At 64.8% G+C, this 7,849-nt stretch carries 12 protein-coding genes; 9 read left to right on the top strand and 3 right to left on the bottom strand.

The annotated features are described in order from the left end of the window. Window positions 1-89: 89 nt before the first annotated feature. From KUO17_RS25595 to KUO17_RS25585, 3 genes are all read right to left on the bottom strand, one after another. On the bottom strand, window positions 90-815 hold the full coding sequence (locus KUO17_RS25595; protein WP_217978351.1) for a phasin family protein: 726 nt from the start codon (window positions 813-815) through the stop codon (window positions 90-92). Window positions 816-825: 10 nt separating this feature from the next. Continuing rightward, window positions 826-1,248, bottom strand: coding sequence for a phasin family protein (locus KUO17_RS25590; protein ID WP_217978350.1), 423 nt, complete (start codon window positions 1,246-1,248; stop codon window positions 826-828). Between the two features lie 214 nt (window positions 1,249-1,462). Next, a complete protein-coding gene (locus KUO17_RS25585) occupies window positions 1,463-1,738 on the bottom strand; it encodes a polyhydroxyalkanoic acid system family protein (RefSeq protein ID WP_217978349.1) in 276 nt (91 codons plus the stop codon). A gap of 125 nt (window positions 1,739-1,863) precedes the next feature. Between KUO17_RS25585 and ubiE the strand changes: the two genes are divergently transcribed. The 9 genes from ubiE to KUO17_RS25540 all read left to right on the top strand — a co-directional run bounded on the left by ubiE (window position 1,864) and on the right by KUO17_RS25540 (window position 7,822). Then, complete coding sequence (gene ubiE, locus KUO17_RS25580) at window positions 1,864-2,634, top strand: bifunctional demethylmenaquinone methyltransferase/2-methoxy-6-polyprenyl-1,4-benzoquinol methylase UbiE (RefSeq protein ID WP_217978348.1); 771 nt, start codon at window positions 1,864-1,866, stop codon at window positions 2,632-2,634. Beyond that, window positions 2,634-3,257, top strand: coding sequence for a ubiquinone biosynthesis accessory factor UbiJ (locus tag KUO17_RS25575; RefSeq protein WP_217978347.1), 624 nt, complete (start codon window positions 2,634-2,636; stop codon window positions 3,255-3,257). Before ubiE ends, KUO17_RS25575 begins: the two co-directional genes overlap by 1 nt. Beyond that, entirely contained in the window at window positions 3,254-4,858 is a 1,605-nt protein-coding gene (gene ubiB, locus KUO17_RS25570; protein WP_217978346.1) for a ubiquinone biosynthesis regulatory protein kinase UbiB, read from the top strand. Before KUO17_RS25575 ends, ubiB begins: the two co-directional genes overlap by 4 nt. 72 nt (window positions 4,859-4,930) lie before the next feature. Beyond that, the gene (hisI, locus tag KUO17_RS25565; RefSeq protein WP_217978345.1) at window positions 4,931-5,323 is read left to right on the top strand and encodes a phosphoribosyl-AMP cyclohydrolase; all 393 of its coding nucleotides are present in this window, start codon (window positions 4,931-4,933) and stop codon (window positions 5,321-5,323) included. A gap of 1 nt (window position 5,324) precedes the next feature. After that, window positions 5,325-5,660 (top strand): phosphoribosyl-ATP diphosphatase, encoded by a 336-nt coding sequence (locus KUO17_RS25560; protein ID WP_217978344.1) that lies wholly within the window; start codon window positions 5,325-5,327, stop codon window positions 5,658-5,660. Between the two features lie 24 nt (window positions 5,661-5,684). Continuing rightward, a complete protein-coding gene (locus KUO17_RS25555; RefSeq protein ID WP_217978343.1) occupies window positions 5,685-5,954 on the top strand; it encodes a twin-arginine translocase TatA/TatE family subunit in 270 nt (89 codons plus the stop codon). A 4-nt stretch (window positions 5,955-5,958) separates the two neighbouring features. Then, window positions 5,959-6,336 (top strand): Sec-independent protein translocase protein TatB, encoded by a 378-nt coding sequence (gene tatB, locus KUO17_RS25550; protein ID WP_217978342.1) that lies wholly within the window; start codon window positions 5,959-5,961, stop codon window positions 6,334-6,336. Next, a complete protein-coding gene (gene tatC, locus KUO17_RS25545; RefSeq protein WP_163942440.1) occupies window positions 6,333-7,118 on the top strand; it encodes a twin-arginine translocase subunit TatC in 786 nt (261 codons plus the stop codon). The genes tatB and tatC overlap by 4 nt, the downstream gene beginning before the upstream one ends. After that, the gene (locus tag KUO17_RS25540; RefSeq protein WP_217978341.1) at window positions 7,115-7,822 is read left to right on the top strand and encodes a 16S rRNA (uracil(1498)-N(3))-methyltransferase; all 708 of its coding nucleotides are present in this window, start codon (window positions 7,115-7,117) and stop codon (window positions 7,820-7,822) included. The genes tatC and KUO17_RS25540 overlap by 4 nt, the downstream gene beginning before the upstream one ends. The last annotated feature ends 27 nt before the right edge of the window (window positions 7,823-7,849 follow it).

Raw genomic sequence — 7,849 nt, 5'->3', positions numbered from 1 at the left:
GCTTGCCAGCGAAGGGGGCAGTACAGGCGATACACATAAAAAAAACGCCCGGCACAAAGGCCGGGCGCTTTCTGTACAGCCGCCTTGGATCAGGCCTGACTGGCCGGGCTCACCGCAGCAGGAGCCGCCGACGCTGCCGGTGCAGCACTCGCCGCCGGGCTCGGTGCCGGTGCCGCACTGGCACTTGGCGCCGCAGCCGGCTTGGCCGGGGCTTTCTTCACCGCCGGTTTCTTCGCAGCAGCGGGCTTGGCCGCCGCCTTGGCTGCAGGTTTGGCCGCTGCGGCTTTGGCTGCGGCCGGTTTGGCTGCTGGCTTGGCCGCAGCCGGTTTTGCCGCCGCCGTCTTGGCCGCGGCCTTAGCCAGCGGTTTGGCCGCCGCCTTCGGGGCCGCCGGCTTGGCCGACACCGGCTTGACCGAGGCACCGGTCAGCTTCTCGATCTGCTTGGTCAGTGTGTCGACCTGCTGGTGCAGCGCCTTGACTTCGTTGCGGCTCGGCACGCCAAGGCGCGAGATGGCACTGTTCAGGCGCTTGTCGAACGCCTCTTCGAGTTCGCTCCACTTGCCCAGTGCGCGGTCTTTCACATCGCCTACGCGCGAGGTGGCAGACTTGGCAGTGGCCTTGGCCGAGTCGACGCTGCTCTTGGCGTGCTTTTCAGCTTTCTCACCGTCCTTGACCAGGGTGTCGAACAGCTTGCTGCCGTCCTGATCGATCTTGGAGTAGATACCCAAACCAGCCAGCCAGATCTTGCGGGAGTACTTTTCGATCCCCCCGACCCAGGAGCTGCCCTCTTTCTCAGTAGTCTTTTTGCCAGCCATCCCGCTCTCCTTATTGTTTGCGTGCGACACGTTCGAGCAACTGCGTCAGCTCTTCGAGCTTGGCGGAAAGTGCCTCAACGTCATGTTTAGACGGAATGCCGATGCGATTCAAGGCGCTGGCGACCCGTGTGTCGAAAGCCTTTTCGATTTTATCCAGCTGAACTTCCACCTTGCCTTTCACGCTGCCCAGTTCCTGCTTGGCGGACTGGATTTCGCTGTTGGCCGCGTCGAGTTCGTGGTCGAGGCGTTTCTTGCCTTTTTTCTCGACGGTTTCACCGGCTTTCACCAGTTCCTTGAGGTACTCGGCGCCCTCCTGCCCGACCCGGGTGTAGGCGCCCAGGCCTGCCAGCCAGATCTTGCGCGCGTAGCCGCGCACCTCACCCAGGGCCTTGCCCGGGGCATCATCGATTTTTTTCAGGGTCACCTTGGCCATGCTCTGCACCTCACGCTTGAACGCAAATGGGGTTACGCCCGTGAATGCTGGGCTTGGGCACAACGGTAGGGGGAAAAATTAGAATCCTCACCCTAAGGGCAGGATTTGCTGTGCAGTAATGGCCCCTTCGCTGGCAAGCCAGCCCCCACAGGTTCTGCGTAACGCCGCCTGACCCTGTGGGAGCTGGCTTGCCAGCGAAAGGCGCGACGCGGTCTCAGGCCAGGGCCTTGTCCAGCGCCCGCTCGATCTCGGCCTTGATCGTGCCGCCCATCATCGACAGCATCATGCCCAGCTTGAGCTCGACCCGGATGCTGTCGTCGCCGATCTGGATACTGCCATTGGCGCCACTGCGCTTGACCTCCACCCGGTCGCCGTCCCACTGCGCCTTGAGGTCGTACTCGCGGGCCAGCTTGTCCACCAGCACGGCGGCCTTTTCCCGGGCCGCTTCGCGCCCCAGGCTGTGTTTGCGTTCGACGCTGATCTGGGTCATTCAATCCATCCTGGCTAAAAGGGCATACTCCTATTATGCCCCTGCCCTCACCTGCGACACACCCCGCCAAGACAAATGCAGCCACACGCCCTAGAATGGCCAGTAATTTTTTCCGGTGAAGCGATATGAACGACCAGCGCAAAGGCGAACACGCCGAACCCACCACCCACTTCGGCTTCAAGGACGTTCCCGAAAGCCAGAAGGCCGAGAAAGTCGCGGAAGTCTTTCACTCCGTGGCCGCCAAGTACGACCTCATGAACGACGTCCTCTCCGGCGGCATGCACCGCCTGTGGAAGCGCTTCACCATCGAGCTGTCGGGCGTGCGCCCCGGTAACCGGGTACTCGACATCGCCGGCGGCACGGGCGACCTGGCACGCAAGTTCTCGCAGCTGGTCGGCCCCACCGGCCAGGTGGTACTGGCCGACATCAACGCCTCGATGCTCAAGGTCGGGCGTGACCGCCTGCTCGACAAGGGCGTGGCCGGCAACATCGAGTTCGTGCAGGCCGACGCCGAGAAGCTGCCGTTCCCCGACAACCATTTCGACTGCGTGACCATCGCCTTCGGCCTGCGCAACGTGACCCACAAGGACGACGCCATCCGTTCGATGCTGCGCGTGCTCAAGCCGGGCGGGCGCCTGCTGGTGCTGGAGTTCTCCAAGCCGACCAACAAGCTGATGTCCAAGGTCTACGACGCCTACTCGTTCGCCTTCATGCCGCTGGCCGGCAAGCTGATCACCAACGACTCGGAAAGCTACCGCTACCTGGCCGAATCGATCCGCATGCACCCCGACCAGGAAACCCTCAAGGCGATGATGGTCGACGCCGGCTTCGACCGCGTCACCTACCACAACATGACCAGCGGCATCGTCGCCCTGCACCGCGGTATCAAGCCCTGATGCTGCTGGCCGGGCTGCTCGCCAGCGTCGAACACGGCCTCAACCGTGTGCTGCGCATGGACAGCACCGCGCTGCCGCGCCTGGCGCCACTGGATGGCAAGATCATCGCCATCGACTGTCGCCAGCCGACACTGCAGCTGTTCATCCTGCCCAGTGATGACGGCCTGCTGCTGGCCGCGCACTGGGAAGGCGAGGCCGACTGCACCCTGCGCGCGCCGGCCGGCAGCCTGCTGCAACTGGCCCTGCGCCAGGACAAGACGGCCGTGCTGCACAGCCCGCAGGTGGAGCTTGAAGGCGACAGCGCGGTGCTGCTGGACCTGGTCGGCGTGCTGCAGGACCTGGAGCTGGACTGGGAGTACGAACTCTCGCGCTGGCTGGGCCCGGTGGCCACGCAACTGCTGGGCGGCCACCTGCGCAGCCGCGCGCGCTGGACCCGCCAGGGCCTGGCCAGCCTCAACCAGAACCTGGGCGAGTACCTGGCCGAAGAAGCCCGTACCCTGGTGGGCAAGCGCGAAGCCGAAGCCCGCTTTGCCGAGCTCGATGCCCTGAAAATCGATACAGAACGCCTTGAGGCGCGCGTGGCGCGCCTTGCCCGATCCCTTGAATCCAGCGATAACGCATGAAGCTGCTTGCCGTCCGCCGTCTGTTGCGCATCCAGCGCGTCGTGATCCGCTACCGTCTCGATGACCTGCTGTTCGACCTGCCCCTGCCCTGGTGGCTGATGACCCTGCGCTTCGCCATGCCCTGGCGCTGGCTGCCGCGCAAACCGTCGGTGCTCAGCCGCGGCGCGCGCCTGCGCCTGGCGCTGCAGGACCTGGGCCCGATCTTCATCAAGTTCGGCCAGTTGCTCTCGACCCGGCGCGACCTGCTGCCGGCCGACATCGCCGACGAGCTGATGCTGCTGCAGGACCGCGTGCCGCCGTTCGACCCGCAACAGGCCGTGGCACTGATCGAGTCGCAACTGGGCGCCAGGGTCGGCGAGCTGTTCAGCCGCTTCGACGTCGAGCCGCTGGCCTCGGCCTCGGTGGCCCAGGTGCACGCCGCGCAGCTCAAGAGCGGCGAAGAGGTGGTGGTCAAGGTGGTGCGCCCGGGCCTCAAGCCGATCATCGCGCAAGACCTGGCCTGGCTGTTCCTGATCGCCCGCGGCGCCGAGCGGGTGTCGGCCGACGCGCGCCTGCTGCACCCGGTCGAGGTGGTCGGCGACTACGAAAAAACCATCTACGACGAGCTCGACCTGCTGCGCGAGGCGGCCAACGCCAGCCAGCTGCGACGCAACTTCGAAGGCTCGGAGATGATGTACGTGCCCCAGGTGTACTGGGACCTGTGCCGGCCCAAGGTGCTGGTGATGGAGCGCATCTACGGCATCCAGGTCACCGACCTCGCCACCCTGGCCGACCAGCGCACCGACATGAAGCTGCTGGCCGAACGCGGCGTCGAGATCTTCTTCACCCAGGTGTTTCGCGACAGCTTCTTCCACGCCGACATGCACCCGGGCAACATCTTCGTCAGCACGGTCAGGCCGTGGAGCCCGCAATACATCGCGATCGACTGCGGCATCGTCGGCAGCCTCACCCCCGAAGACCAGGACTACCTGGCGCGCAACCTGTTCGCCTTCTTCAAGCGCGACTACCGCCGCGTGGCGCAGTTGCACATCGATTCGGGCTGGGTGCCGGCACAGACCAAGCTCAACGAGTTCGAAGCGGCGATCCGCACCGTGTGCGAACCGATCTTCGAAAAACCGTTAAAGGATATTTCCTTCGGCCAGGTGCTGATGCGCCTGTTCCAGACCGCGCGCCGCTTCAACATGGAAGTGCAGCCGCAGCTGGTGCTGCTGCAGAAGACCCTGCTCAACATCGAGGGCCTGGGCCGCCAGCTGTACCCCGACCTGGACCTGTGGAGCACCGCCCAGCCGTTCCTGGAGCGCTGGATGCGCGAGCGCGTGAGCCCCAAGAACGTGCTGCAGAACCTGCACAGCCAGGTCGAACAACTGCCGCACCTGGCCGGCATGACCCGCGACCTGCTCGAACGCATGTCGCAACCGCACCTGAACGACCCGCCGCCGCCCTGGCAGCAGCGCGATGGCTGGGCCCTGCGCCTGCTCGGCGCGGGCCTGCTGGCCGGTGGCGCCACGCTGGCAGCCGGTGCCGCAAGCCTCAGTGCTCCGGCCGCCTGGCCGGCCTGGCTGATGCTGGCCGCCGGCCTGTACCTGGTGGTGCGCCGATAGCCAGCCAGGTTCCTGGCTGGCACACTAGCAGGTGGCATCGGTGCGGTACCGTGGCCCATTTTGGAGTCGAACATGAAAGACTGGCTGGACGAGATCAACTGGAACAGCGATGGCCTGGTACCGGCGATCGCCCAGGACCACAAGACCGGGCGCGTGCTGATGATGGCCTGGATGAACCGCGAGGCCCTGAGCCTGACCGCCGCCGAGCAGCGCGCCATCTACTGGTCACGTTCGCGTGGCAAACTGTGGCGCAAGGGCGAAGCGTCGGGTCATGTGCAAAAACTGCACGAAATGCGCCTGGACTGCGATGCCGACGTGATCATCCTGATGGTCGAGCAACTGGGCCATATCGCCTGCCATACCGGCCGTGAAAGCTGCTTCTACCGCGTGTTCGAGAACGGCGCGTGGAAGACCGTCGACCCGGTACTGAAAGACCCGAATGCCATCTACAGCGCAGGACACTGACATGAGCGACACCCTGACCCGCCTGGCCCAGGTGCTGGAAGCGCGCAAAGGCGCGGCCCCCGACAGCTCCTATGTGGCCAGCCTGTACCACAAGGGCCTGAACAAGATTCTGGAGAAGGTCGGCGAAGAGTCGGTCGAAACCATCATCGCTGCCAAGGACGCCGCCATCAGCGGTGACTGCAGCGATGTCATCTACGAGACCGCCGACCTGTGGTTCCATAGCCTGGTGATGCTCGCGCAGCTGGGCCAGCACCCGCAGGCCGTGCTGGATGAACTGGACCGCCGCTTCGGCCTGTCCGGCCATGACGAGAAGGCCGCGCGCCAGCCGTCGGCCTAACCGAATCAAATCGAGGATTGCACCATGGGTATTTTTGACTGGAAACACTGGATCGTCCTGCTGGTGGTAGTGGTGCTGGTGTTCGGCACCAAGAAGCTGAAAAACTTCGGCAGTGACCTGGGCGAGTCGATCAAGGGCTTCAAGAAGGCCATGAACGAAGACGAAGACAAGCCGGCACAACCCACCGTGCAGCCGGCCCAGCCAACCCCGCCGCCGACCAATGCGCCGCTGAACCAGCCGCAGACCTTCGACGGCCAGGCGCACAAGGTCGAAGAGCCGACCAGGAAAGAGTGATCACATGTTCGGGATCAGCTTCAGTGAGTTGTTGCTTGTCGGCCTGGTAGCCCTGCTGGTGCTCGGCCCCGAGCGCCTGCCGGGCGCCGCGCGCACGGCCGGGCTGTGGATCGGCCGGCTCAAACGCAGCTTCAACGCGATCAAGAACGAGGTGGAGCGCGAAATCGGCGCCGACGATATCCGTCGCCAACTGCACAACGAGCACATCCTCTCGATGGAGCAGCAAGCCCGGCGCATCCTCGACCCGCAATCGGTGCAGCCCGACCCGGCGCACACCCCGGGCAGCGAGCCGGTCGTGGCCCACGAGGCTCCGCCTGCACCTGCTCCAGGCGTCCAGGCGCCACTTCCCACCGAACCGACACAACCGCCGCGGGCCCCATGAGCGAAATTCCGGAACACGACCAGCCGATGCCGCTGGTCTCGCACCTTACCGAGTTGCGTACACGCCTGTTGCGCTGTGTGGCGGTCATCTTCCTGATCTTCGCCGGCCTGTTCTCGTTCGCGCAGCAGATCTACACCCTGGTCTCGGCGCCGTTGCGCGAGCACCTGCCGGCCAACGCCACGATGATCGCCACCGATGTGGCCTCGCCGTTCCTCACGCCGTTCAAGCTGACCATGATCGTCTCGCTGTTCCTGGCGATCCCGGTGATCCTGCACCAGATCTGGGGCTTCATCGCCCCCGGCCTGTACCGTCACGAAAAACGCATCGCGGTGCCGCTGCTGATTTCCAGCATCATCCTGTTCTATGCCGGCATGGCCTTTGCCTACTTCCTGGTATTCCCGCTGATCTTCGGCTTCTTTGCCAGTGCGACGCCGGACGGGGTGTCGATGATGACCGACATCGCCAGTTACCTGGACTTCGTCATGACGCTGTTCTTCGCCTTTGGCGTGGCGTTCGAGATCCCGGTGGCGGTGGTGCTGCTGGTATGGATCGGCGTGGTCGACGTGAAGTACCTGAAGAAGATCCGCCCGTACGTGATCATTGGCTGCTTCGTGGTGGGCATGGTGCTGACCCCGCCGGATATCTTCTCGCAGACGTTGCTGGCCGTGCCGATGTGGCTGCTGTTCGAGGTGGGCGTGCTGTTTGGCGGCTTGATCCGCAAGCGCAGTGCGCACCCGCAGGCGGACGAGCCTGACGACCAGCCGCCAGCCACCCAGCCGTGAACCTGCTGCTGCTCGAGGAGGCCGACTTCGTCGCGGCCGACCGTGTGGTGCTGGGCGACCGGCGCTTTACCCACATGCAGGACATCCACCGCGTAGCGGTGGGCGACACCCTGCGCGTGGGGCGCCTGGGCGGGCTGATGGGCCAGGCCACGGTGCTGCGTCTGGAAGGGCATGAGGCCGAGTTGTCGGTCGAATTTACCCAGCCGCCGCCGGCCAAGTTGCCGCTGACCCTGGTGCTGGCCCTGCCACGGCCGAAAATGCTGCGCCGGGTGTTCCAGACCGTGGCGACCATGGGGGTGGGCAGGCTCATCCTGGTCAACAGCTACCGGGTCGAAAAGAGCTTCTGGCAGACCCCGTTCCTGGAGCCTGCGGCCATTCGCGAGCAGTTGATCCTGGGCCTTGAGCAGGCGCGTGACACGGTGTTGCCCGAGGTGATCATCGAGAAGCGCTTCAAGCCCTTCGTCGAGGACCGTTTGCCGGCAATTGCCGAGGGTACGCAGGGCCTGGTGGGTCACCCGGGCGACTACCCGCCGTGCCCACGCGGGCTGGATGAGCCGGTGACCTTGGCGATTGGCCCAGAGGGTGGCTGGATTCCTTATGAAGTCGAGTTGCTGGGCAAGGCCGGGCTGAACCCGGTGCAACTGGGCGAGCGCATCCTGCGGGTGGAGACGGCGGTCACTGCATTGCTGGCGCGGTTGTTCTAGCATTTCTGGCGCTCTTGAGATCGAGCG

Origin of the sequence: Pseudomonas aegrilactucae (assembly GCF_019168305.1) — a bacterium.
Taxonomy (GTDB): domain Bacteria; phylum Pseudomonadota; class Gammaproteobacteria; order Pseudomonadales; family Pseudomonadaceae; genus Aquipseudomonas; species Aquipseudomonas aegrilactucae.
The sequence above is the reverse complement of the archived record's forward strand: the minus strand, read 5'-3'. Positions and strand labels throughout refer to the sequence as shown.